This window comes from Streptomyces sp. NPDC059850, from assembly GCF_042731515.1.
Lineage (GTDB): Bacteria > Actinomycetota > Actinomycetes > Streptomycetales > Streptomycetaceae > Streptomyces.
This window is the reverse complement of record NZ_JBHWJI010000009.1, coordinates 122,652-145,766: the sequence shown is the minus strand read 5'-3', so window position 1 is coordinate 145,766 and position 23,115 is coordinate 122,652. Positions and strand designations below refer to the sequence as shown.

23 protein-coding genes and 1 pseudogene are annotated in these 23,115 nt (G+C 72.1%); 11 read left to right on the top strand and 13 right to left on the bottom strand.

The window, feature by feature from the left end:
* Nucleotides 1–447: 447 nt before the first annotated feature.
* Nucleotides 448–804: an alpha/beta fold hydrolase gene (locus tag ACFV9T_RS09980; protein ID WP_385438098.1), complete on the top strand. Its 357-nt coding sequence runs from the start codon at nucleotides 448–450 to the stop codon at nucleotides 802–804.
* A gap of 8 nt (nucleotides 805–812) precedes the next feature.
* Here ACFV9T_RS09980 and ACFV9T_RS09975 read toward each other — a convergent pair whose 3' ends face one another.
* Together ACFV9T_RS09975 and ACFV9T_RS09970 are read right to left on the bottom strand one after the other, a co-directional pair.
* Nucleotides 813–1,454 carry a DsbA family protein gene (locus ACFV9T_RS09975; protein WP_385438095.1) on the bottom strand — a complete coding sequence of 214 codons (642 nt, stop codon included), beginning with the start codon at nucleotides 1,452–1,454 and terminating at the stop codon, nucleotides 813–815.
* 23 nt (nucleotides 1,455–1,477) lie between these two features.
* A complete protein-coding gene (locus ACFV9T_RS09970; protein ID WP_385438093.1) occupies nucleotides 1,478–2,161 on the bottom strand; it encodes an SDR family NAD(P)-dependent oxidoreductase in 684 nt (227 codons plus the stop codon).
* 102 nt (nucleotides 2,162–2,263) lie between these two features.
* Between ACFV9T_RS09970 and ACFV9T_RS09965 the strand changes: the two genes are divergently transcribed.
* Complete coding sequence (locus ACFV9T_RS09965; RefSeq protein WP_385438091.1) at nucleotides 2,264–3,103, top strand: helix-turn-helix transcriptional regulator; 840 nt, start codon at nucleotides 2,264–2,266, stop codon at nucleotides 3,101–3,103.
* Between the two features lie 27 nt (nucleotides 3,104–3,130).
* Here ACFV9T_RS09965 and ACFV9T_RS09960 read toward each other — a convergent pair whose 3' ends face one another.
* The 3 genes from ACFV9T_RS09960 to ACFV9T_RS09950 form a co-directional block, all read right to left on the bottom strand.
* Nucleotides 3,131–3,688 carry an NUDIX hydrolase gene (locus ACFV9T_RS09960; RefSeq protein WP_385438088.1) on the bottom strand — a complete coding sequence of 186 codons (558 nt, stop codon included), beginning with the start codon at nucleotides 3,686–3,688 and terminating at the stop codon, nucleotides 3,131–3,133.
* A gap of 77 nt (nucleotides 3,689–3,765) precedes the next feature.
* Nucleotides 3,766–4,221, bottom strand: a complete 456-nt coding sequence (locus tag ACFV9T_RS09955; protein ID WP_385438086.1) for a hypothetical protein — start codon at nucleotides 4,219–4,221, stop codon at nucleotides 3,766–3,768.
* A complete protein-coding gene (locus tag ACFV9T_RS09950) occupies nucleotides 4,218–4,862 on the bottom strand; it encodes a formylglycine-generating enzyme family protein (protein ID WP_385438202.1) in 645 nt (214 codons plus the stop codon). The genes ACFV9T_RS09955 and ACFV9T_RS09950 overlap by 4 nt, the downstream gene beginning before the upstream one ends.
* A 131-nt stretch (nucleotides 4,863–4,993) precedes the next feature.
* Between ACFV9T_RS09950 and ACFV9T_RS09945 the strand changes: the two are divergent.
* The 3 genes and pseudogenes from ACFV9T_RS09945 (at nucleotide 4,994) to ACFV9T_RS09935 (ending at nucleotide 7,949) form a co-directional block, all read left to right on the top strand.
* Nucleotides 4,994–6,201 (top strand): annotated as a pseudogene (locus ACFV9T_RS09945) (acyl-CoA dehydrogenase family protein).
* Nucleotides 6,202–6,234: 33 nt separating this feature from the next.
* The gene (locus ACFV9T_RS09940) at nucleotides 6,235–6,693 is read left to right on the top strand and encodes an RrF2 family transcriptional regulator (protein ID WP_385438083.1); all 459 of its coding nucleotides are present in this window, start codon (nucleotides 6,235–6,237) and stop codon (nucleotides 6,691–6,693) included.
* A 362-nt stretch (nucleotides 6,694–7,055) separates the two neighbouring features.
* Nucleotides 7,056–7,949 (top strand): glutathione S-transferase C-terminal domain-containing protein, encoded by an 894-nt coding sequence (locus ACFV9T_RS09935; RefSeq protein WP_385438081.1) that lies wholly within the window; start codon nucleotides 7,056–7,058, stop codon nucleotides 7,947–7,949.
* A gap of 50 nt (nucleotides 7,950–7,999) precedes the next feature.
* Here the strand turns inward: ACFV9T_RS09935 and ACFV9T_RS09930 are convergent, their stop codons facing one another.
* Entirely contained in the window at nucleotides 8,000–8,959 is a 960-nt protein-coding gene (locus ACFV9T_RS09930; RefSeq protein ID WP_385438080.1) for an amino acid ABC transporter permease, read from the bottom strand.
* A gap of 551 nt (nucleotides 8,960–9,510) precedes the next feature.
* Here ACFV9T_RS09930 and ACFV9T_RS09925 point away from each other — a divergent pair.
* From ACFV9T_RS09925 to ACFV9T_RS09910, 4 genes are all read left to right on the top strand, one after another.
* On the top strand, nucleotides 9,511–10,662 hold the full coding sequence (locus ACFV9T_RS09925; RefSeq protein WP_385438078.1) for an LLM class flavin-dependent oxidoreductase: 1,152 nt from the start codon (nucleotides 9,511–9,513) through the stop codon (nucleotides 10,660–10,662).
* The gene (locus ACFV9T_RS09920) at nucleotides 10,659–11,207 is read left to right on the top strand and encodes a GNAT family N-acetyltransferase (protein WP_385438077.1); all 549 of its coding nucleotides are present in this window, start codon (nucleotides 10,659–10,661) and stop codon (nucleotides 11,205–11,207) included. Before ACFV9T_RS09925 ends, ACFV9T_RS09920 begins: the two co-directional genes overlap by 4 nt.
* On the top strand, nucleotides 11,204–12,172 hold the full coding sequence (locus tag ACFV9T_RS09915) for an ABC transporter substrate-binding protein (RefSeq protein WP_385438075.1): 969 nt from the start codon (nucleotides 11,204–11,206) through the stop codon (nucleotides 12,170–12,172). The genes ACFV9T_RS09920 and ACFV9T_RS09915 overlap by 4 nt, the downstream gene beginning before the upstream one ends.
* A gap of 198 nt (nucleotides 12,173–12,370) precedes the next feature.
* Nucleotides 12,371–13,459 carry a tetratricopeptide repeat protein gene (locus ACFV9T_RS09910; protein WP_385438200.1) on the top strand — a complete coding sequence of 363 codons (1,089 nt, stop codon included), beginning with the start codon at nucleotides 12,371–12,373 and terminating at the stop codon, nucleotides 13,457–13,459.
* Nucleotides 13,460–13,520: 61 nt separating this feature from the next.
* Here ACFV9T_RS09910 and ACFV9T_RS09905 read toward each other — a convergent pair whose 3' ends face one another.
* Nucleotides 13,521–13,943 carry a PPOX class F420-dependent oxidoreductase gene (locus tag ACFV9T_RS09905; protein WP_385438073.1) on the bottom strand — a complete coding sequence of 141 codons (423 nt, stop codon included), beginning with the start codon at nucleotides 13,941–13,943 and terminating at the stop codon, nucleotides 13,521–13,523.
* A 109-nt stretch (nucleotides 13,944–14,052) separates the two neighbouring features.
* Complete coding sequence (locus ACFV9T_RS09900; RefSeq protein ID WP_385438071.1) at nucleotides 14,053–15,330, bottom strand: MFS transporter; 1,278 nt, start codon at nucleotides 15,328–15,330, stop codon at nucleotides 14,053–14,055.
* A 100-nt stretch (nucleotides 15,331–15,430) separates the two neighbouring features.
* Here ACFV9T_RS09900 and ACFV9T_RS09895 point away from each other — a divergent pair, with 100 nt between their 5' ends.
* Entirely contained in the window at nucleotides 15,431–16,336 is a 906-nt protein-coding gene (locus ACFV9T_RS09895) for a LysR substrate-binding domain-containing protein (RefSeq protein WP_385438069.1), read from the top strand.
* A 79-nt stretch (nucleotides 16,337–16,415) separates the two neighbouring features.
* Nucleotides 16,416–17,606: an alginate lyase family protein gene (locus ACFV9T_RS09890; protein ID WP_385438067.1), complete on the top strand. Its 1,191-nt coding sequence runs from the start codon at nucleotides 16,416–16,418 to the stop codon at nucleotides 17,604–17,606.
* A gap of 6 nt (nucleotides 17,607–17,612) precedes the next feature.
* Here the strand turns inward: ACFV9T_RS09890 and ACFV9T_RS09885 are convergent, their stop codons facing one another.
* The 5 genes from ACFV9T_RS09885 to ACFV9T_RS09865 are packed head-to-tail and all read right to left on the bottom strand — an operon-like array spanning nucleotide 17,613 to nucleotide 23,087.
* Complete coding sequence (locus tag ACFV9T_RS09885; RefSeq protein WP_385438066.1) at nucleotides 17,613–18,611, bottom strand: ABC transporter ATP-binding protein; 999 nt, start codon at nucleotides 18,609–18,611, stop codon at nucleotides 17,613–17,615.
* Nucleotides 18,604–19,617 (bottom strand): ABC transporter ATP-binding protein, encoded by a 1,014-nt coding sequence (locus ACFV9T_RS09880; RefSeq protein WP_385438064.1) that lies wholly within the window; start codon nucleotides 19,615–19,617, stop codon nucleotides 18,604–18,606. The genes ACFV9T_RS09885 and ACFV9T_RS09880 overlap by 8 nt, the downstream gene beginning before the upstream one ends.
* Nucleotides 19,614–20,576 carry an ABC transporter permease gene (locus tag ACFV9T_RS09875; RefSeq protein ID WP_385438062.1) on the bottom strand — a complete coding sequence of 321 codons (963 nt, stop codon included), beginning with the start codon at nucleotides 20,574–20,576 and terminating at the stop codon, nucleotides 19,614–19,616. The genes ACFV9T_RS09880 and ACFV9T_RS09875 overlap by 4 nt, the downstream gene beginning before the upstream one ends.
* A gap of 14 nt (nucleotides 20,577–20,590) precedes the next feature.
* Nucleotides 20,591–21,520 (bottom strand): ABC transporter permease, encoded by a 930-nt coding sequence (locus tag ACFV9T_RS09870; protein WP_385438061.1) that lies wholly within the window; start codon nucleotides 21,518–21,520, stop codon nucleotides 20,591–20,593.
* Nucleotide 21,521: 1 nt separating this feature from the next.
* Nucleotides 21,522–23,087, bottom strand: coding sequence for an ABC transporter substrate-binding protein (locus ACFV9T_RS09865; RefSeq protein WP_385438059.1), 1,566 nt, complete (start codon nucleotides 23,085–23,087; stop codon nucleotides 21,522–21,524).
* Nucleotides 23,088–23,115: the final 28 nt, after the last annotated feature.

The following is a 23,115-nucleotide window of genomic DNA, read 5'->3' as shown; positions in this document are numbered from 1 at the left end:
CCCGCCCAACAACCCCTCCCCCGTCACCCCCCCCTACCCCCCCAAAAAAACCACTTCTCGGGCGTGTTTTTTGTATACGGCCGGGCTCGCGTGGTCTGGCCTGATCCAAACGACAGACCCTAGAGCCGCCACGGTGGCCGGGGCCCTCGCAGGGAGCGGCGGCCGACCCATCCCTGACGGCGGCTTTGGCTACCGTTGATCGAAAGGCAGTCAAGGCTGGCGTGGAGGCAGTGATGAGGGTCGTGTTCGTGCACGGGGCGTGCGGGACGGGGCGTGGTGGTGGCACCGCACTGCCGAGCTGCTGCGGGAGCGAGGCGTGCCGAGCACGACCCCGGCGCTGCCGAGCTGCGGCGAGGCGGGCCCGCCCGGAGGCGCCAGCGGTCCGGGGCTGTCCGAGGACGTCGCGGCCGTGCGGCAGGCGCTGCTGACAGCGAAAGGCCGACCGTTGTGGTCGCCCACAGTTACGGCGGCATCGTCACCGCGGAAGCCGCCGCGGGCACTTTCGGGGTGCGTCCGGAGCTGCTCGTGGACACCTTCCTGCAGGATTGCGACCCCGAGGTCCAGGTGCGGGCGGCGGACCACCTCGCCCGGCAGAGCGTGCGGGTGACCGGGCAGCCGGTCGGGGCGGCCGCGTGGCAGCAGGTGCCCTCGACGTACCTCGTCTGCGCCCAGGACCGGGGCACCCCGCCACGCCTGCAGCGCGAATTCGCCCGCCGGGCCGGGAGCGTTGTCGAACTCGACGCCGGCCACCACCCGTTCCTGTCCCAGCCCGCCACGGTCCGGGACCTGCTGCTGAGCCTGTGACGGCAGCCTCAGCGTTGTATGTCGCTGTCGAGCCCGCCGGAGCCGTCGAGGTTTCCGTCGAGCGCGGCCGCGTACGCCTCCTCGGGCTGTTCCCCCTGGAGGACGGTGCCGCCGCGGAATCGGACGACGGGGATCGAGTCGGCGTCGATGCCGAGGTCGCGTACGCGGGCGAGCGCAGCGCGCAGCTCGTCCGCTCCGGTATCGGCGTCGTCCGTCACGACGCCGGTCTCGGCGGCGAGACGGGTCAGGGTGAGGCGGTCGGAGAGGCGCAGGCCGTCGGTGAAGTAAGCCCGGAACAGCCGCTCCGCCATCTGCTCGCCGCGGCCCTGGGCGGAGGCCTGGGCGAGGATGCGGTGGGCGTCGAAGGTGTGGGTGAACATGGCCCGCCGGAAGTCCAGCCGCAGGCCGTCCGCGGCGCCGAGGGTGGTGTCGGAAGCGATCTGCTGGGCGGTCGCTTCGCCGAAGAGCCGCTTGTGGACCTCGAAGAGCGGCTCACCGGCGGCGGGGGCGTCCGGCGCGGCCTGGAAGGGGAGGAAGACCAGCTCGACGTCGCCGCGGTGGCGGTGGACGGCGCGCCGGAAGCGGGTGAATCCGATGTAGCAGCGAGCGCAGACGAGGTCGAGGGCGAGCTCGGCGCGTTGTGCCGTCATGGGTGTTCCGTTCTCCGGGAGGGTTACCAGGGGAGAGGGCCGGTGGCGGAGAAGTAGCCGCCAGTGGGGCCGTCGGCGCCGATCGTGGCCAGGCGGACGATGATGTCGGCGCCCTCGGCCACGGTCCGCGACCCGGCGTGCCCGTTGAAGCCGGTCGCGGTCAGGCCGGGGTCGACGGCGTTGAACCTGATGTGCGGGCAGGCGTGGGCGTACTGCGCGGTGATCATGTTGAGGGCGGCCTTCGAGGAGCCGTACGACAGCGCGGGGATCCAGTCAGGTACGTCCGCCGCGCGGGCGGCGGGGTCGGCGGCGGCGGCGATGGACCCCAGCCCGCTGCTCACGTTGACGACGACGGGCGCCTCGCCCGCCTCCAGCAGCGGCAGGAAGGCGCGGACGACCCGTACGGGGCCGAAGACGTTGGTGTCGTACACCGTCAGCAGGTCGTGGGCGGTGACCTCGGCGGCGGGGCGTGCGGGCCCGGCGATCCCGGCGTTGTTGACCAGGACGTCGAGACGGCCGGTGCATTCCCGGACCAGCTCGGCCGCCGCCCGTACGGAGTCCTCGCAGGTGACGTCGAGGGGAACGGTACGGGCCCCGGCCCGCTCACCGCGCGCTCCCACGTACACGGTGTACCCGGCCTCGGCCAGCCGCCGTGCGGTCTCCGCGCCGAGGCCTCTGGTGGCTCCGGTGACAAGTGCTGTCCTCATGCGGCCAGCCTCGGCGCCGGGACGACGGACAGGAAGGGCCCCGCTCTTCCTGGGAACGGGGGTACCAGGCTGGGCCAGCGACTCCGGGCCGATACTGGGGCGATGAGCGACGGCCTGGACGACGAACTCGGCGCGGCGCTGCGCCGCTGGCGGGACCGGCTGGACGCGGCGGCGGTCGGCCTCCCCACCGGGGGCGTCCGCCGGGCGCCGGGGCTGCGCCGCGAGGAGGTGGCGCTGCTCGCCGGGGTGTCCGTCGACTACGTCATCCGCTTGGAGCAGGGGCGGGCCACCGCGCCGTCGGCGCAGATCGTGGCCGCCCTCGCCCGGGCGCTGCGGCTGTCGGAACCGGAGCGCCGCCATCTGTTCCTCCTGGCAGGCCAGCCGCCGCCCGCCGCCGCCCGCATCACGGCCCGGCTCACCCCCGGCGTACGGCGGCTGCTGGACCAACTGGCCGGCCCGGTGGGCGTGTACGACGCGGCGTGGACGCTGATCGCCTGGAACCCGCTGTACGCGGCGCTCCAGGGCGACCCGTCCGGTCGCCCGGAGCGGGAGCGCAATGTGCTGTGGAGCCACTTCACCGGAGGGCCGCACCGGGTGCGGCACACCCCCGAGCAGGAGGCCCGCTTCGAGGTGGCGGCGGTCGCCGACCTGCGGGCGGCCTGTGCCCGCTACCCCGCCGACACGGGCCTGCGATCGCTGATCGCCGCGCTGAGGACCGCCAGCGGCCGGTTCGCCCGCCTGTGGGACTCCCATGCCGTCGGCAGCCACACGATGGACACCAAGACTGTCCATCACCCCGACATCGGCCCGCTCACTCTCGACTGCGACGTTCTCGGCGTGCCCGACAGCGACCTGCACGTCGTCCTGTGCACCGCCGCGCCGGGCAGCGAGGCCGCCGCCAAGCTGGCCGTCCTCACTCCAAGTCGCCTGGCAGCGCCCTGAGTTGCGGTTCAGCTCGATCTTCGGTCGTCACACTGTGGGCCTGAGGAGCCCGGCGGCCACCAGCCCCGCCAGGCCCAGGTCCATATCGGTGAGCCGACCGCTCAGGATATGGGCCACGTACTGATCCCGCGGCAGCGTGATCGGCTCGACGAACTCCTCGGCGTCCGGAGTGGGTTCCGCGACCTTACGGCAATCCCGGGCCAGTGCCGCGTATCGCACGTGGGTGGCGTAGGAGGCCAGATAGGTGGTCGCGACGACTTGGAGCGAACCGGCCTCGTATCCCGTCTCCTCCAGCAGCTCGCGCGCCGCGCCGGCCACGACATCCTCGCCGTCGGCGACCAGACCGCCGGGCAGTTCCGCCAGTACCGCGCCCGGCCCGGGCCGGTACTGGCGCACCAGGATGCCCTGCCCATCCTCCGCCAGCGCGACCACGGCGACCGTGCGCGGGCCCACCAGAATGTCCCAGTCGGATTCCCGGCCGTCGGGCTGAACGTAGGTGCGGCATCGCACCGTCAGGTATCCGGCCGGTCGAGCACGCTCGCTCTTCAGCGTCCACGCCAACGTATCGGGCTCTGCGGCAGTCACGTTCGGCATCCTATGCGCCGCAGGGCGTGACCGCCCGGGTGTACGTCCCCGGGACGATGCCACGTTGCCCGGCGGCGTCAGGGAACTGGCTCGACCTCCAGGTAGCGGTGGCGGCCACGGCCGCGGTACTCCAGGGCCTCCCAGCCCAGCCCGCGCAGCACCCGCGCGCAGTTGCCCAGCTCCTCCGCCGCCGCGTACGCGGCGCCACTTCCCGCAGGCCCCAGCCACTCGACCCGTACCACCCCCGCCTGCTCGGCCTCGCCGCAGCGGTATCCGGTCGCCAGCCGGTGGCCGTCGGCGCCGAGCGCCGAGGGCGGGATGCCCGCCGCCTCCAGGGAGATGGCCACGGCCCGTACCGGCTGGTGCCGTTCCCAGGCGGCGGGCCGCTCGGTGTTCATCAGCCGCCGGATCTCCAACAGGCCGTCGAACGCCGCCCGCACCGCCGCCGCCCGCTCCCGGGTGTCCGCGTCGAGGGGCTGTTCGTCGCCCGTAGCCGCCTCGAACTGTGCCCTGTCGCCGCTGTCCGCCGTCACCGGCCACGTCCACGCGCGAGGCGGAATCCCACGTCGTCCACCCGGAAGGTCGGGTGGCTGCGGCGCCGTACGGAGGCCCGGCAGCTCCAGTGCTCATCGAACCAGCCGCCGCCACGGAGGACTCGGTAGGTGCCGTAGACCTCGGCGTCGTAGAGGTCCCAGCACCATTCCCAGACGTTGCCGAGCATGTCGTGCAGGCCCCATGCGTTGGGCTGCTTGTCTCCCACGTCGTGGAGCCGGTCGTGCGAATTGCCGCGGTGCCAGGCGATGTCGTCGAGCGGCCCGTACCGTGGCCCGGCCGTACCGGCACGGCACGCGTACTCCCATTCGGCTTCGCTCGGCAGCCGGTACCCGTCGGAGGAAGCGTCCCACTCCACATCCTCGTCAGAGAGGTGGTACGCGGGCGCGAACCCGTCGCGCTGGGACAGGGCGTTACAGAACCGCACCGCGTCCCGCCAGGAAACGCCCTCGACGGGTGACGCGTCCGCGTGGGCGGTGCTCGGCCGCCCGCCGGTGACCTGGGCGTACAGCGCCTGGGTCACCGGATACACACCGAGCTGGTACGGCGCGAGCCGGACCGGCCAACTGCGCTGGGTGCGCCGGTCGGACAGCGTCACCTGCCCCGGCGGGATGTCGATCATCTCGTGCCCTGCGCTCGCGTCCACGCCCAGACGGTACCGGCTGGACGTCTGCGGCTTGATTCCCTATTTTTCCTACTGGGTTAATAGGGAAGCATGGCGCATGGTTTTCGCCGGATGAATGAGGAGCGCGCGTGACGGTCGTGGAAGCGGTAACGGAGACACCCGACCGCGCGCGGTGGCTGCATATCGCCCGGGAGGCGGCGGACGACCTGGCCACCGACGCGGTGGTCCGCGACCAGGCCGGGAAGACGCCGTTCGACGAGGTCGCGCGGCTGCGGGAGGCGGGGCTGCTGTCGCTGCTGATCCCCGTGGAAAGCGGGGGCGGCGGCGCGGACTGGCCCACGGCGCTCGCCGCCGTACGGACGATCGCCGCGGCCGACGGGGCGATCGGCCAAGTGCTCGGCTGCCACTATCTGCTCTCCTCCAGCGCGCGCTTCTTCGGCGGACCCGGCATCGCCGCCCGCGTCGAGCGGGAGTCCGCGGCGGGCCAGTGGTGCTGGGGCGGCGGGCTGGCCTCCGTGGAGCCGCGGCTGACGCTGACCCCCGGGCCGGACGGCTATGCGCTGCACGGGCGCCAGGGGTACGCCACCGGCGTCCTGGTCGCCGACCGCCTCGCGGTCCGCGCCGACCACTCCGAGACGGGCGAGCCGCTGGCCGTGCTCGTCGACGCGGCCCGGCCGGCGTGGTGTCCGGGGGCGATGGCGGGGAGACCTTCGGCCAGCGGCTGGCGGCGGGCGGGAGCGTGGAGTTCGACGCGGTGGCGGTCGAGCGCGACGCGGTCCTCGGCCCGCTCTCCCCGGACGACGGCACCCTGTCGCCCTTCGCCGGGCTGTCCGCGCCGACCGGACGCCTGGTCTCGGCGCAGATCTGTCTCGGGATCGCCCAGGGGGTGCTCGCCGAGGCCCGCGAGTACAGCAGGGCCGTGGACGTGCCGTGGCAGCTGGACGGTCCGTCGTACAGCTCGCCCCGTAACCCGTACGTGCTGACGACCTACGGCGAGCTGACCGTCGCCACGTTCTCCGCGTCCGCGCTCGCCGACCAGGCGCTGGAGGCGCTGGACGCGGGGCTCGCGCGCGGCGAGGACCTCACCGACGACGAGTGCGCCGAGATCACCATGCTGGCGGCGGCCGAGGCGGCCGCCGCCGGTGCCGCGCAGGACGTCACGGCCCGCGCGCTGGACGTCCTCGGGGCCCGCTCCGCCGCCTCGGCGTACGGCTTCGACCGCTTCTGGCGCAACGTACGCACCCACACCCTCTGCGTGCCGGTCGCGCCCCGGCTCCAGGAGGTGGGGGACTACTTCCTCCATGGCGAGCACCCTCCGTTCGCCCTGCCCTTTTGATCGCCATGCGTCCCGGTGGCGGATAATCACCGCATGCGGATCTCTGCGAAGGCGGACTATGCGGTGCGGGCGGCTCTGGAGCTGGCGGTGGCGGTGGACGGTGTCTCCGTCAAGGCCGAGGCGATCGCCGCGTCGCAGGGCGTGCCGCACAAGTTTCTCGAAGGGATCCTCGGCGATCTGCGCCGGGGCGGGCTGGTGGTCAGCCAGCGCGGCGGGAACGGCGGCTACCGGCTGGCCCGCCCCGCCGACGAGATCACGATCGCCGATGTGATCCGCGTGGTCGACGGGCCCCTGGTCTCCGTCCGGGGCGTGCGCCCGCCCGAGCTGTCGTACCGCGGCCCGGCGGAGTCGTTGCTGCCGCTGTGGATCGCGGTGCGGGCCAACGTCCGCAAGATCCTCGGGGAGGTCACCCTCGCCGAGGTCGCCGCCGCCGAGCTGCCCGACCAGGTCCTGGACCTCGCCGAGGACCCCGAGGCGTGGACGAACCCGTAGCCAGTCCGTCAGCCAGTCCGTGGGACACCCCTTGACGTGACTCGCGGGGCGCTCGACACTCCTCGGGAGGGATTCCTAGCGGATAGGTGGGGAATGATGGGGCCAGGGCAGGCGGCCGCCGGTCACGCGGTCCGCGCGCATCGGCCATCTCCCCTTCTGACCTCTCCTCTTCTGACGTCCCGCCGCCACATCGACCTGCTGCGCGTCTGCAGCGCCGCAAGTCTGCCCTTCTGATCCGGCAGGCCTTCGCGGGCACCTGACAGCGTCGTCACGCGGCGAAGCGCGAACCCCGCCGCCGCGCCCACCGCAGGCCATTCACCGTACGTCTCACCACCAGCGAAGAACACGATCTGGGGAGAAACGTGTCCGTCACACCTGGGAAAGCCGCGCAGTCCTCGCTGTCCGTCGCATCGTTCCGGGGCAGGATCGGCCGGGACGCACGCAGTGGACACTACGCCGTGCCGCGCCGCTACCGCCTCCACCTGGCGCTGTCCTGCCGCCACTGTCTGCGGATCGCCATCACCCACAGCCTGCTCGGCCTGGAAGACACCCTTCCGGTGACCCTGTTGCCCGCCGTGCCCGACGGACCGGACGGCGGACACTCCGCCCTGCGTCTGATGTACGAGGCCAGCTCGCACCGCTACGCCGGGCCGACGGCGGCGCCGGTGCTCAGCGACGACTGGTCGGGCAGGATCGTCAGCACCCACGCCCCCGACATCCTGCGCGACCTGGACCGCCGCTTCGGCAGCGGGAGCCCGGACCGCGCGGTGCTCCACCCGTCCGGCACGGAGCGGGAGATGGAGGCGATCGCGCACCTCTGCGAGCACGGCATCAACGAGGCCGTCCAGCGCGCCGGACAGCCAGGTGCCGACGACGCGCCGCGCGATGCCGCGCTCAGCACCGTGTTCTGCGCGCTGGACGCGCTGGAGCGGCGGCTTGCGACCCGGGACCACGTCCTGGGCGACGCGCTGACCGCCTCCGATGTGCAGGTGTGGGTGACCCTGGTGTGGCTCGACACCGTGCACCGGCAGCACCTGGACGCCGCCGCGGTGCACCGCATTACGGAGCATCCGCACGTGTGGGCCTACGCCCGGCGGCTGGCCGCCCACCCGGCGTTCGGCCCCCACCTCGACCTCGACGGCATCGCCCGCCGCCACCACGCGCACTGCCGGGGCCTGGAGGCGGCCGGAGCGGCGGTGCAGATCCTGGACTGGGCGGCACACACCCGGACCAGGACCCCCGTCGAGCCCGGCTGACCCCCGTAGCGCCCGGCTGACGCCACGTCACGGGCCGCTCCGCGCGCGCCTCACCGCCGTAGCCGGGCGCGCAGGGCGGCCCCCTGTCCGCGCAGCCGCTGCACCGGAGTGGGCGGCAGCGTACGGGCGGCCCCGCGCGCGTAGTGGCGCTCCACGTAGAACTGCCCGGCGCTCAGCACCGTGGTGACGGCGATGTACCAGACGGTGGCGACCATCAGCAGCGGGATGACCTGGTACGTCTGGTTGTAGACCAGCTGCACCGAGTAGAGCAGGTCGTGCACGGCCAGGACACTCACGATGCTGGTGCCCTTCAGGGTGCCGATCAGCATGTTGCCCGCCGTCGGCACGATGGAGCGCATCGCCTGCGGCACGACGATCCGGCGCAGCGTGCGCCCCCGCCCCAGGCCCAGCGCCTGGGCCGCCTGGGTCTGGCCGGGGTCCACGGAGAGGATGCCACCGCGCACCACTTCGGCGGCGTACGCGGCCTCGTGCAGGGTCAGTCCGATGACCGCGGTGAGCGCGGGGCCGAACAGGTTGACGGTCTTGACGGTGATGAACTGGGGACCGAAGGGAATGCCGACGCCGAGCGTCGGGTAGAGGGCGCCGATGTTGAACCAGAACAGCAGCTGGACCAGCAGCGGTGTGGACCGGAAGATCCACACATAGCCCCAACTCAGCGTCGCCAGCACGGGGTTGACGGACAGCCGCATCACGGCCAGCAGGGTGCCGAGCAGAAAGCCCAGCACCATGACCACCGCGGTCAGCCACAGGGTCAGCAGCAGCCCGCCCAGTACGGCGGTGGTGGTGAAGTAGCGCCCGACGACGTCCCATTGGAACGCGGGGTTGCGGACGACGGAGTTGACCACCATGGCGAACACCAGCAGCGCGACGGCCGCGGTGAACCACCGGCCGGGGTGTCGGCGTGGCACGATCCGCGGCAGGTCGACCGGTTCCGGATGCTTGCGCGCGGACACGGTGGCGGGGGCGGTGACATCGGAAGGCGTGGCCATCTGAGGGCTCTCCGGGGGAGGGGGCGCGGGCGTGGGCAAGAGACCCCTGGCGGCACGGATGCGGCCAGGGTGGGGCTTCATCACGCTCGCCGCGTCCCTCAACGCGGCCGGAGCTGGTCCAAGGGTGATGCTATGTGGCGACAGCGTGCAAATGTCAACGTGGACCCGGTCCGCCATCCGAGCACCGGTTGACGCGACGCCGTTCCTCCTGCTCAATTAGTCCCATGACTGCCCAGCTGCGCTTGGTCTCCCGCGACCACATCGACTTCGGTCGTGTGTGGTCCGCGATGTGTTGCGCCTGACTCGGCAGCGGGCTGTCCGACCGGCCCTTTCCCTCCCTCGGTGACCCCGTCGCGGGCCGAGTTCTTCCTCGCATGACCGCCGTCCCCGGGCGCTGACCCGGGGTACGAACGGTTCCGCGTACCCGGACACGCGCTGCCTCCGCACCTCTCCGGCCTCATCACGCTGATCTTCCGTCATATACGGCTCCAACAGCGGTAGTCCGCCCCGATCGCGGGACACCTACGCCCCTTTTCCGAAAGGCCCCACGCATGCCTGTGGAATTCCTCGGCATCGCCGCCACCCATGACGGCTCCGAGACCACCCCGCGCTCCGGCGCCGCCTTCGACAAGGACTACACGCTCCGGCTCGCCCGGGCGCACGAGGACCACGGCTGGGACCGGGTGCTCTTCGCCTACGGCTCCGGATCGCCGGATCCCGCCCCGGCCGCCGCGTACATCGCCAGCAGGCTGGACCGCCTGGGGATCCTGCTCGCCCACCGGCCCAACGTCTCGTACCCCACGTACGCCGCGAAGACCTTCGCCACCCTCGACCAGATCAGCGAGGGTCGGCTCACGGTGCACTTCATCACCGGTGGCAACGACCACGAGCAGGGCCGGGAGGGCGACACCCTCACCAAGGACCAGCGCTATGAGCGCACCCGCGAGTACATCCGGATCGTGAAGAAGATCTGGACGGCCCGCGAGCCCTTCGACCACGAGGGGGAGTACTACCGCTTCCACGACTTCGTCAGCGATGTCCGTCCCGTGCAGCAGCCCAGGCCCGGGGTCTCCTTCGGCGGCTCCTCCCCGGCGGCATACGCGGCCGGGGGAGCGGAGGCCGACATCTACTGCCTGTGGGGCGAGCCCCTGGAGAAGACCGCCGAACAGATCGAGGCGGTGAAGGCGGCCGCGCGGGCGGCGGGCCGCAGCGATGTCCCGCGCATCCAGGCGGCCTTCCGGCCGATCATCGCCCCGACCGAGGAACTGGCCTGGGAGAAGGCCCACCGCACGGTCGGCGCGATCCGCGCGCGGCGCGAGGCGGGGCTCGTACGGCACCACCGGAGCGGCGCCCCCGAGAACACCGGCTCCCGGCGGCTGATCGACATCGCGGAGCAGGGCGAGCGCTACGACCGCGCGCTGTGGACCCCGACCGCCGCCGCCACCGGTGGCGCGGGCAACTCCAACGCCCTGGTCGGCACCCCGGAGACGGTGGCCCAGGCGCTGCTGGACTACTACGACCTGGGCGTCGACATCCTCTCGGCCCGGGGCTACGACCTGCTGGGCGACGCCATCGACTTCGGGCGCCACGTCATCCCGATCGTGCGCGAGGAGGTCGTCAAGCGCGACGCCGAGCGCGCCGCTCAGCATGATGGTGAGCGCGCCGCGCGCGGATCGCAGCCCCTCGCGGCGGTGCGCGCATGACCGCTGTCACGCAGGGTCCGGCCACCGGGCTGACCGTCGTCACCGTCGAGGTCGGCGACCCGCGCGTGGCGCCGCTGCTGCGTGAACTGGGCGACGAGTACTCCAGCCGCTACGGCAAGGACGCCCACGCCGAGCTGGCCCGGTACCCCGACGAGGAGTTCACCGCCCCGCACGGTGGCGTGCTGCTCCTGCTGCTGGAGCACGGGGAGCCGGTCGCGGGCGGCGCCTTCCGCCGGTACGACGCGACCACGGCCGAACTGAAGCGGATCTGGACCCACTCCGGCCACCGCCGCCGGGGCCTCGCCCGCCATGTCGTGGCCGAACTGGAGCGCGAGGCAGCGGCCTTCGGCTACCGGCGGATCTACCTGACGACGGGTCCGCGTCAGCCCGAGGCGCGCGGTCTGTACCTCGCCACCGGCTACACACCGCTGTTCGACACCGAGGCCGACCCGGAGACCATCGGCCCGCTCCCGTTCGAGAAACACCTCGCCGCCGGCGCGCGTACCACCGCCGACGGCCGCATCCGAAAGGCATACGCCCCGTGAACCACCCCCGCAGGAGACCGCGCCTCCGCCCGGCCGTGACCGCGACCGCTCTCCCTCTGACCGTGGCGCTGGCGCTGTCCGGCTGCGGCTCCGGCTCCACCGGCGGGACCTCGGCGGCGGGCGCAGCGTCCCCCGCGCCGACCGGCAACCCGGTCGCCGCCGTGCACAAGGTCGACTCCGTCGCCGCCCTGCTCCCCGCCGACGTCAGGAAGTCCGGCAAGCTGCGCATCGGCAGCTCGGTCGGCGGACCTCCGGGCGCGTACTACCCGGGAGGGGCGGGCGGGAAGCCGGTCGGCCAGGACATCGACCTCGCGGACGCGGTGGCCAAGGTGCTCGGCGTCGAACTCCAGCGCCAGGACGCCTCGTTCGAGACGATCCTGCCCGCGCTCGGCAGTGGCAAGTACGACGTCGGGACCGGCAACTTCGGCGTGACCGCCGAGCGCCTGAAGACGATCGACTTCGCCACGTACATCAACGACGGCCAGGGCTTCGCGGTGAAGAAGGGCAACACCGCGCTCGGCAAGGGCAAGGTGACCGACCTGACCCGGCTGTGCGGCCGGACCATCGGCACCGGCGCGGGCACCACCTTCGAGGCGACCCTCGAAGCGCGGAAGAAGGTGTGCTCCAAGGCGGGCAAGAAGCCGTACGACGTGAAGGTGTTCTCGGAGAACGGCGCCCTCCTCACCGCGCTCCAGCAGGGCCGGATCGACGTGGAGATGTCCACCATCAACGGCCTCCGCCACCAGGCGGCACAGCAGGCCGCGCAGACCACCTTCCTCGGCGAGTACCACCGCCTCGACGTGGGCTTCGCCTTCAAGAAGGGATCGCGGCTCACCCGGGCCTTCCAGGCCGCCGTCAACGAGCTGATCAAGGACGGTGTCTACGCCCGGATCCTCGACAAGTGGGGCACCGGCCCCTCCGCGATCAAAACGTCGCAGATCAACCCGCCCGAACACCCCTCGTAAGCCGGAACACCCCCCCCGTAATCCCGAACCCGTAAGAGGCGAACAACCTCGCCGGGCCGAATCGCGTCTTGATCGGCAGCGGACGCGCGGCGGACAACCCGGCGGGGGGTTGTTTCCGACCCGCTATGCACTGAGTGTATAGCGGTGGTGGACAGAAAGGTGGCGCGCGCCCGGGAGATCGAGAACGGAAAGGCACCCATGTACGGCAAGGCATTCGCCCCGGAGTACCAGGGCTCCCTCACCACCCTGTCCGTGAACTCTTCGCTGGTCGACGTACTGGCCGCGGGCAGAGAGGAGTTGCGGGCGGCCGAGCGGAGCGGCTGCCCGCGTGAGACGGCACGGGTGGGGCTCGCGGTGGCCGAGGCCCACCGCAGGCTGGGAAACGTGACGGATGCCGACCGCGAGTGGAAGGCCAGCTATCGGGCGGCCCGTGCGGCGGGGGACGCCGGGGCGATGGCGTGGGCGCTGTGGAGCGGCGGCACCCTCGCCCGGCAGCGGGGCGCGCTGGCGCTGGCGTGGCGGCTGCTCGGGTTCGCGGCCGAACTCGGCGAACAGGGAGGGGACATCCTCGCCCGCGGTTACTCGCTCGCCGGTTTGGCCGAGACGGGCCGTATCCAGGGGGATTACGAGGCCGTGAGCGCGCTGCACGAGCAACTTCTCGCCGAGGCGCGGGAGCGCGGCGAGGCACGGCACACCGTATGGGCGCTGGAGGGGATCGCCCAGATGCATCGCAACACCGGGTCGTACGACACGGCGTACGCGATGTTCGAGGAGTCCGCGGCGATCGCCGCGCAGGCAGACGACCGGCGCGGCCACGCCTGGGCGCTGCGGGGCCTGGCCGACATCGTCTCCGTACGCGACGGGGACGCGGACCGTGCGCTGGACCTGCTGGCCGAGGCGGAAGTGACGTGTCGCGCGATGAACCTGATGAGCGCGCTCGCCTACAACCACAAGATGCGCGGCAATGTGCTCTACCGCGCGGGCCGCTGCGCGGAGGCGCGTGATGTGTACCAGCAGGCCCTGGACGAGTTCCGTGCCATGAGCGAGCCGCGCGGCGAGGCCCTGGCCCGGCTGGGGCTCGTCAAGTCCCTGGCCCGGCTGGGGCGTGACCGCGCCCTGACGGCCGCCGACCTGGACGAACTGGCCGGTGTGCTGGACCGGATCGGACTGCGGCACGCCCGCCGGATGGTGGACCGGGCACGGGTGGAGTTCGGCATCTCGGAGGACGAGGCGGGGGCGACGGTGGCGGTGGCCCCCGAACCCCCGAGGGTGGCCGCCACTGTCTGACGCGAAAGCCACCGGCCCCGGCCCCGGAACGACCGGGACAGGGGCCGGGGGAGCCGATGGCTTATATGGAAGCCTGGTCGTTGTCCTTCATCGCACCCCAGCCGTGCCACCGCTCGACCTCGACCCAGGCGCTGGTCCGGGGGCGGTCCCGGTCCGGGTAGGGGCCACCGGTGTAGTGGGTGGCGATGCGGTCGATGTCGGCCAGGCCCTCGTCCTCGCGCATCTCCACGACCCGCCCGATGAGGGTGATGTGGGTGTACCAGTTGTGCTCGTCCAGGACGGTGAGGGTCACCCGGGGATCGCGGCGCAGGTGCTTCAGCCGGACCCGGCCGTCGTCCAGGTTGACCAGGACCCGGCCGTCCTCCCACACGTACCAGGTGGGAGTGGACACGGGGGTGCCGTCCGAGCGCACGGTGGCCATGACGGCCGGATTGGGGCGGCGCAGCAGGGCGGCGGCCTCGGGCGGCAGCGGCGGCTTGGACATGGGAACTCCTTGCTGACGGGTGGCGGGGCGAGAGGTGTCCGGTGGCAGGCCCCGCACTGCCCGGATGGTACGTGACCGGGCGCGCCCGGGCCCAGGAAAGCGTCCGGGGTCAGCGCGCGTGCGTTTGGCGGGTGCCGCGGTAGGTGACGGCCACCAGCGTGACCACGGCCAGCACGGCGGCGCCGAGGAGGATCGCGGGCGTGGAGAACACCGCCGTGCACAGGGTGATGACATAGGGGGCGAGGAAACCCAGGTAGGCCAGCGTCCAGAAGTACGAGGTCAGGCGCGCCAGCTGATGCGGCGGCGCGAGGGCGGCGACCTCGGTGAGGCCGTACGCGACGCACAGCCCGTAACCGGCGCCGAGCACGACCGAGGCGAGCAGGGCGACCACCGGCTGCGCCTGCGCGGCGGCGAGCGCCGAGATCAGCAGCCCGAGGGCGACGGCGGCCAGTCCGGTCGCCCCCGTGGCGACCCGGTGCCGGGCGGCGAGCGACCGCGCGAACGGTGCCACGAGGATGCCCGCGCCCGGGGTGACGGCGGTGATCACCCCGGCGTACACGGTCTCCCAGCCCTTCAGCTCGGCGTCGACCAGCCCGGGCAGCGTGGCGAACGCCACCGCCGGGGCGATGAACACCCACGGCGCCACCGGGGCGACCATCCGGCGGAACTCACGCGCCGGGGCCGTGCCGGAGTGGACCGTGCCGGAGTGGGCCGTGTCCGAGTGCGCCGGGGAGGAAGGGGCCGGGGACGACTCGGGGGTGCGGGCGGCCAGCAGCGCGGCGACGGCGGAGAGGACCAGATGCGGGAGGTAGGCGGTGACCATGGGCTGCGGAGCCCACTGGGCGATCAGCGAAGCGGCGAGACCGCCGGTCGCGAAGCCCGCGGACAGGAACAGTCCGGAACGGCGGGCCGCCACCCCCGGGTTGGGCGCGGTGCCGTGCGGCGGCGAGGACAGTTCCTTGATCCAGGCGCTGCCCGCCGCCAGCAGGGCGCCCGCGCCGATCCCGGTCAGAAAGCGCCCGGGCCACAGGAAGGCGGCGGCGCTGGGGCCGACCATCAGCAGGCAGGTGGCCAGCGCCGATGTGCCCAGCGCGAGGAAGACGACGGGCCGGCGTCCCCGCCGGTCGGCGAGCGGCCCGCCCAGCAGCAGACCGGGAATGAGCCCCAGGACGTAGATGCCGAACAGGGCTGTCGTGTCGGCCGTGGTCAGGCCCAATTCGTCGCGGTAGGCGCCCAGCAGGGCGGAGAACTGGTTGGCGCTCCAGCCGGAGGCCGTCATCACCCAGCCCGCCCGCAGCCAGTGCCGGGGCGCGGGCGCGGCGGTGTCCGGGGGAGGGGCGGGAGCGGAGACCGAGGGGGGAGCGGTGGTGGCGGCGTGCTTGCTCATACCGGCCGTTGTACGGGCCGGTCGGCGCCCGGCGCCGCCTCCGTTCAGAAATCCTGAACGCCGTCGTGACCACGTGCGACACGGTCGTATCGTGGCCGGTATGGATCTGCGCAAGCTGTCCTCGTTCCTGGCGGTGGTCGAGGAGGAGCACTACGGCCGGGCCGCCTCCCGGCTCTTTCTGTCACCGGCCGCCGTCACCCAGCATGTGCAGCAGCTGGAGCGGGATTTCGGCACCCGGCTGCTGGACCGCGGCAGCGGACCCGTCGTGCCGACCGTCGCCGGGCGGCGGCTCGTCTCCCACGCCCGGACCCTGCTCGCCGCCGCGAACGCGGCCGTCGAGGACGTGACCGAGGCCGCCCTCGCCCCGACGAGGGGGATCGGCACCCTGCGGGTGGGCATCATGGGCCACGGCTCGGCCGAGGTCACCCCCGCCGCCGTCAGCGCCTTTCGCCGAGCCCGGCCCGAAGTGCCGCTGGAACTCGTCCAGTTGACCTTCACCGAACACATCAGCGCGCTGCGCGAGGACCGGGTGGACGTGGCCTTCGTACGGCCCGCCTTCGCGGCCGAGGGCATCGACGTGGACCTCATCACCACGGAACAGCGGATCGTGGCGGTCCCGGCCCGCTCCGCCCTCGCGGACGCCGCCGGAACCGGTGTCCGGCTGGCCGACGTCATCGACCTGCCCTATCTGCAGCTGCCGCCGCACACACCGCGCAACTTCACCGACTACCTGTACTTCGAGACCGGCGAACGCCGCGCGCCCGACTGCGCCCTCACGCCTCAGGACGTCCTCACCAGCGTGGCGGCGGGCCGTGGCGCGGGCTCGGGGCTCGCCTCGTTCGCCCGCTACTACCGCTGGCCGGGCGCCCGGTACGTACCGGTGCTGGACGCACCCCGCGCGCACAGTGTCCTCGCCACCCGCACTACCGACACCAACCCCGAAGTGCGCATCTTCCGCGCCCTGACCGTGGCGCTGGCCCGTGAGAGGGGAATCGTGGCCGGGTAGCCCGCCGAGGGCGTATGGATTGACATGTTCACGACATCTTTCTATGGTCCAGGCCAACGAGCATGGAAGAGGTCATCGGATGCGACGAACCAGAACCGCCCTGCTCAGTGTTCTCGCCCTGCTGGCCGGACTGCTGAGCCTCCAGCTCACCGGCCCGGCCCCACGCGCCACCGCCGCGCCGACCACCTTCACCCACCCCGGAGTGCTGGTGAGTCGTGGCCAACTCGACTACGCACGGACCAAGGTGCAGGCCGGTCAGCAGCCCTGGAAGGCCGCGTACGACGGCATGATGGCCAGCTCCTACGCCTCACTGTCGCGCACCCCGAAGCCACGCGCCGTCGTGGAGTGCGGATCGTCGTCCAACCCCAACTACGGCTGCACCGACGAGCGTCAGGACGCCATCGCGGCCTACACCGACGCGCTCGCCTGGTACTTCACCCGGGACAGCAGATACGCCAAGAAGGCCATCGAGATCATGGACGCCTGGTCGGCGACCATCACCGACCACACCAATACCAACGCCCCGCTGCAGACCGGCTGGGCCGGATCCACCTGGCCACGGGCCGCCGAGATCATCAAGTACACGTACGACGGCGGCTGGCCGAACGCGGGCCGCTTCGCGACCATGCTGCGCGATGTGTATCTCCCCGAGGTGATCAGCGGCGCCGAGACCAAGAACGGCAACTGGCAGCTGGTCATGACCGAGGCGGCGATCGGCATCTCCGTCTTCATCGAGGACCGCACCAGCTACGACAAGGCCGTGAACACCTACCTCGCCCGCGTCCCGGCGTACGTCTATCTGACCAGCGACGGCGATCTGCCCAAGCCGCCCGCGAACAGCAGCATCGACACCAAGGCCGAGATCATCAAGTACTGGCAGGGTCAGAGCACCTTCGCCGACGGCCTCTCCCAGGAGACCTGCCGCGACTTCGGCCACACCGGCTGGGGCATCGCCTCCATCGCGGACATCGCCGAGACCAGCCGCATCCAGGGCCAGGACCTCTACCCGAAGATCCAGGAGCGGCTGCGCCAGACGCTGGGCTTCCACACCTCCTACGAGAACGGCGCCACCGTGCCGTCCTGGCTGTGCGGAGGCTCGGTCAAGAAGGGCATCGACGAGGTCACCGAGGTCGGCTTCAACGCCCTCCACAACCGCCTCGGCATCGCCATGTCCAACACCCAGAAGTACACCGAGGCACACCGCCCGTCCGGCACGGACAACTACTTCAACGCCTGGACGACGCTCACCCACGCGGACAACCCCTCCTGACCGTCCTCAGCCGTCGAGGGGGAAGTGGCACAGACCCTCGTGCGGCTCCTGCCCGGTGTGCCCCACAGGTGCGCGGGTGACGGCCACCGGCGCCGTCTCCGCGCACCGGTCCTCGCTCTTCCAGCAGCGGGTACGGAACCGGCAGCCCGAGGGGATGCCGTACGGGGAGGGGATCTCACCGCGCAGCGGAATCTCCTCCTCGTCCGCCGCCCCGGACACATCGAGCCGGGGAGCGGAGGACATCAGGGCGGCGGTGTAAGGGTGGATCGGCCGGTCGAAGACATCGTCGGCGCGGCCGTGTTCGATGACCTTGCCCAGGTACATCACCGCCACCCGGTCCGAGATGTACCGGACCACGGACAGGTCGTGCGAGATGAACACGTAGGACACCCCGAGCCGGGTCCGCAACTCCGAGAGTACGTTGAGGACTTGGGCCTGCACCGACAGGTCCAGCGCGGACACCGGCTCGTCGCACACGATGAGATCGGGTTCGAGGGCGAGCGCGCGGGCGATGCCGATGCGCTGCCGCTGCCCGCCGGAGAACTCGTTCGGGTAGCGGTGGGCGTCGCTCTCCCGCAGTCCGACGAGGGACAGCAGCTCCCGGACCCGGCTCTCCCGCTCCCGCGCGGTCGGCACGATGTCGCGGTGGGTGCGCCACGGCTCGCCGATGAGGTCGGCCGCGGACATCCGGGCGTTGAGCGAGGCGAAGGGGTCCTGGAACACCATCTGTACCCGGCGCCGCCACGCCAGCAGGTCCTTGCCCTTCAGGGTGAACGGGTCGGTGCCGTCGAAGCGCACCGTTCCCGCGTCCGGCCGCTCCAGCCCGAGCACCACCCTGGCCAGGGTCGACTTCCCGCATCCGGACTCGCCCACCAGACCGAGGGTTTCGCCCCGCCCGACCCGGAGGTCGACCCCGTCCACCGCGGTCAGACGGCGGCGTCCGTGGCCGAACGACTTGGTCACACCGTGGACGTCGAGCAGAGGTGTTCCGGGGGTCTCAGACACGGTCCAGCTCCTCGGGGAAGTGGCAGGCCGCCAGCCGTGCGGCGCCGACCAGCTCCAGGGGAGGGCGTTCGCGGGTGCAGCGCTCGGCGGCCAGCGGACACCGGGCCTGGAAGACACAGCCGGACGGCACCGCGCTCAGCTCGGGCGGGCTCCCCGGCACGGCGGGCAGTGGTCGGCCCCGGACGGCGTGTTCGGGCACGGAGTCCAGGAGCGCCTTGGTGTAGGGGTGGCGGGGGCGGGCGAAGACGTCCCGTACCGGGCCGGTCTCCACCACGGTGCCCGCGTACATGACCACGACATCGTCCGCGCGCCGGGCGACCACCGCCAGGTCGTGGGTGATGAGCACGAGCGCCATGTCCCGTTCGGTCTGCAGGTCCCGCAGCAGCCGCATGATCTGCGCCTGCACGGTGACGTCGAGCGCGGTCGTGGGCTCGTCGGCGATCAGCACATCGGGGTCCAGGGCCACGGCCATCGCGATCAGCAGCCGCTGGCGCATACCGCCGGAGAACTGGTGCGGATACGAGCGGGCCCGCAGCCGGGGCTCGGGGATGCCGACCCGGGTCATCAGCTCCACTGCCTCCTCCGCAGCCTGACGCCGCGACATCCCGCGATGGATGCGGAACGGCTCGGCGAGCTGCCGACCGACCGGCTGCACGGGGTTGAGCGCGGCCAGCGCGTCCTGGAAGACGATCGACAGCACCGGCCCGGCCAGCTTTCTGCGCTCGGCCCGGCTCACCCGTGTCACATCGGTGCCGGACACCCGCACGGCCCCGCCCGTCACCTCGGCCACGGGGTCGAGCAGCCCGGCGATGGACAGCGCGGTCATCGACTTCCCGCAGCCGGACTCGCCCAGCAGCGCCAGGGTGCGCCCCTTGTACACACCGAAGCTGACGCCGTCCACGGCGCGGACCGTGCCGGAGGGGGTGTGCAGATCGACGCAGAGCCCCTCGACCTCCAGCGCGGGGCGGCCGGTCGCGGCGGGCACGGGCGGGGCGGATGGCTTCACGCGATCATCTCCGGGGGAACGGCGGCCCGCTCGCCGCGCCGCTTACGGGGCACCGTCAGCCGCCAGCGCTGACCGGGGTCGGTGGCCAGGCGCACCCAGGCGGCGAGCATCGCGGCGGACACCGTGGTGAGCATGATGGCGAGCCCCGGCAGCACGGCGATCCACCAGGCGCTGCGCAGATACTGGCGGCCCTGGGCCACCATCAGCCCCCAGCTCACATCGGGCGGCTGGATGCCGATGCCGAGGAAACTGAGCGACGACTCGGTCAGCATGACGAAGCAGAAGTCGAGCGTGGCCACGGTCAGCAGCGTGGGCAGCGCGATCGGCAGCAGATGCCGGGCGATGATGGCCGAGCTGGGCGTGCCGAAGGTCCGGGCCGCGTCGACGAACAGGCGGCTTCGCAGCTCGGCCGCCTCCGCGCGGGCGGTGCGCAGATAGACGGGGATGCGCGCGACGGCCAGGATCAGCACGATGTTCATCGCGCTGGGCGCGAACACGTACAGCACGACCACCGCGATCAGCAGCGACGGAAAGCTGAGGATGACATCGGCGACGCGCATCGCGACGCTCTCGCGCACCCCTCCGTGGTATCCGGCCCACAGCCCCAGGGCGGAGCCGATCAGCAGGGAGCACAGTACGGCGGGCACCGCGATGGACAGCGTCGTCCCGGCGGCGTCGATCAGCCGGGCCAGCACGCTGCGCCCCAGGACGTCCGTACCGAGCAGCCCGAAGAGGCCGTGGTCGAGGGAGGGCGGCCGCAGCGAGGCGCGCAGATCCTGCCGTACCGCCCGGTCGCCGAGGAAGAGCTGCCCGGACAGCGCGACGAGGAACACCAGGGCCAGGATGACGGCCGCGGCGGCCGCGCCCCGGTCCCTGCCGAGCAGCCGCCACCAGCGGGGCGGCCGGGATGGCGGCGAAGTGGCCGCACCGGAGGGTGAACGGCCGTCGGGCGCGGGCATGGTGGCTCCTTCGCTCACGCCGGTACCGCCTGGCGCACTCGGGGGTCGATCAGCGCGTGGCAGACGTCGACGAGGATGTTCAGCGCGAAGATCGTCACGGCGGTGAGCAGGACGGCGGCCTGCAACACCGCGAAGTCGCGCTGGAGAATCGAGTCGATCATGAGCTTGCCGATCCCGGGCCAGCCGAAGATCGTTTCCACCACCACCGCACCGTTGACGAGGCCCACGGCGAGATCGCCCGCGACGGTCAGGACAGGCGTGACGGCGTTGCGCAGGGCGTGTCCGAACACCACCCGGGTGGCATCGGCCCCCTTGCTGCGGGCCACCTTGACGTACGGCGCGGACAGCGCGCCGACCATGCTGCCGCGGACCACCTGGACGAGCACCCCGAACGGGCGGATCAGCAAGGTGGCGAGCGGCAGCACCCACACCTCGGGGCCGCCCAGGGTGCCGGAGGTCGGCAGCCAGCCGAGCCCCACGCCGAAGACCAGCACACCCATGATCGCGAACCAGAAGTCGGGGATGCTGGCCGCCGTCATCGAGAGCACACCGGAGAGCCGGTCGACGGCCGAGCCCGGACGGTAGGCGGCGATACTTCCGACCAGCAGGGCGCCCAGCACCGCCAGCAGCATGGTCATGCCCGCGAGCTGCAGGGTGACGGGAAACGCCTCCAGCACCATCGCGTCGGCGGGCTCCCCGGTGCGCAGCGACGTGCCGAAGTCGAGCCGCGCCGCGTTGCTGAGGTAGTCCCACAGCTGCACGGGGACGGAGTCGTCGAAGCCATGGGCGGCGGAGAACTCCGCGCGCTGCTGGTCGGTGGCGCTCAGCGGGAGGTAGAGGTCGACGGGGTTGCCGGTCAGCCGGGCCAGGCAGAACACGCCCAGCACCACGAACAGCAGGGGGATCGCGCTGGAGATGACGCGCTTGCGCAGAAAGGACGCCATGTCAGTGGTTCCCCGCCTTCACGGGCCGGACCTCGGCCAGCCGCATCTCGTCCCCGGTAGCGGAGTCCGGGCGGTACCGCACCGAGGGCGACAGCCCCAGCAGCCCGCGCATATGGGCGAGGTACGCGTACTGCGCGACGCTCTCGTTCTGGTCGGCGAGCACATCGGCGAAGGCCTTCTGCCGGGCCCTGCCGGACAGCGCGTTCGCGGCGGCGATACGGCGGTCGAGCCGCGGGGTGCCGAACGTGGACTGGGGACCGTCGCTCAGCAGGTACTGACTGGTCGTGAAGGCCGCGTCCCCGGCCTGGTTGCCGTGCATGATCAGCAGCGCGATCGGCCCGACGCCACGGGGGAGCGGGCGCAGCTGGTACTGGAGGTGGGTGGCGGTGTCCGCCATCCGTATCCGTACGTTCAGCCCGATGCGCGCCAGCTGGTACTGCAGCGCCTCGGCCACCTCCGCGATCCCCGCGAACTGGCCGTTGCGCGCGACGAGGGTGATCCGGCGGCGGACGGGGACACCGTCGGCGGCGGCCCGCTCGACCAGCGCGCGGGCCTTCGCCACCTGGTACGGGGTGGTGGCGAGGGTGTCGTCGTGGCCCACCACACCGGGCGGGACGAGTTGCGCGGCGGGCCGGGCGAGTCCTCCGAGCAGGGCGTCGACGATGCCCGTGCGGTCGACGGCCATGCCGATCGCCTTACGCACCCGGATGTCGTCCAGCGGTGCCTCGCGGCCGTCCAGCCGCAGCGCGGTCGTCTCGTTGTTGGGGTAGGCGACGGTGGTGTCCTTGGCCGCGTCCACCGGGTCCAGCGCCGTGGCGATGTCGGCCTCGCCCTTGTCGATCATGGCGGCGCGGACACTGGCGTCGCTGCGCCAGACATACCGGGCCCGGGGGTAGGCGGGCGGCTTGCCCCAGTACCGGTCGTTGCGGGCGAGGGAGATCGAGACTCCGGTCTCCCACTTCCTGACGGCGTAGGGGCCGGTCCCGACCGGTATGCGCACCTTGGCCTTGGTGTCGGTGGTGCGCGGCACGATCTCGATGAAGCTGAGCCGCAGCGGGAGGATGGGGTCGGCCTTCTGAGTGGTGACGGTCAGCCGGGTGGGGCTGAGCGCCCGTACGTCGAGCTTCTCGTCGCCGAAGACATAGCCGTCCACATTGCAGGCGAGGTCCGAGTTGACGGCGCGTTCGATGGAGAACGCGGCGTCCTGGGCGGTGAACGGCCGCCCGTTCTGGAAGGTCACGCCCGCGCGGATGCCGAAGGTCCAGGTGGTGGGCTTCGTCTGCCGCCAGCCGGTGGCCAGCAGCGGTTCCAGCCCGCCCGATGTGGGATTCCGTTCCACCAGCGGTTCGGTGACGTTCGAGCGGACGACGACACCGGTCGCGGTCAGCGAGGACTCGCAGGGCTCCAGCGTCGGGGGCTCCTGGGTGAGCACCACCCGCAGCGTGCCACCGCCCGCGCTCCCGGCATCCCCCACGTCACTGTTCGCCACGGCACACGCGCTGGTCAGCAGCAGCGTCCCCGAGACCACAAGGGTGAGCACGGTGCGCCGCGCCCGGTCGGATCTCATTCTGGCCCCCGAGACTGTCTACATGTGC